Genomic DNA, 615 nt, shown 5'->3' with positions numbered 1-615 from the left:
GTTAGCGAAGTCGAGTAAGTTTAAGGTGTATTCAGCGAGAGTCTAGGGCGTGTTGATCTTTTAAGTACAAAAAACAAACGACATAGAAATTGATCTGCACCCCAAAAGTTGGACTAAACAACCAACTAATTAAGGTGCAGATTTTTATGGCTAAATACACCCAATCTTTTAAACAACAAGTGATCGAATTTTATCTTCAACATAATAAAAATCGCCATTAACTCGTCAGCATTTTCAGGTTAAGGAAACCATATTAAGATATTGGATTAATCAGTATAATCACAATGGTATCAATGGATTAGCTGTTTGCCACAGCAAACGAGTTTACTCACCTGAGTTTAAGTTATCTGTAATACAAGCGGTTAAACAAGGTCAATTTTCTACTCTGCAAGCGGCATTACATTTTGGTATTCCTAATTGCTGTGTCATCAGCCAGTGGTTGCAAGCCTCGTGAAAGAACTGCGCCACCAATTTCCGTTTGAGATTTTATTGCAATTGGTTGATTTAAAACGGAGTACGTTCTTTTATCATCTTGCTGAAAAAGACAATAAAAATGCAGCGATTGAGCAAGAAGTTATCAAAATTTATCACAAAAATGACGGTAATTACGGTTAT

At 35.6% G+C, this 615-nt stretch carries 1 pseudogene; it reads left to right on the top strand.

Annotated features, from left to right (window positions below):
- Positions 1–146 precede the first annotated feature (146 nt).
- Positions 147–615, top strand: a pseudogene (locus B0183_RS12875) (helix-turn-helix domain-containing protein); the annotation flags it as partial.

Origin of the sequence: Glaesserella parasuis (genome assembly GCF_002015085.1) — a bacterium.
Lineage (GTDB): Bacteria > Pseudomonadota > Gammaproteobacteria > Enterobacterales > Pasteurellaceae > Glaesserella > Glaesserella parasuis.
This window is presented reverse-complemented; position numbering and strand designations above follow the sequence as displayed.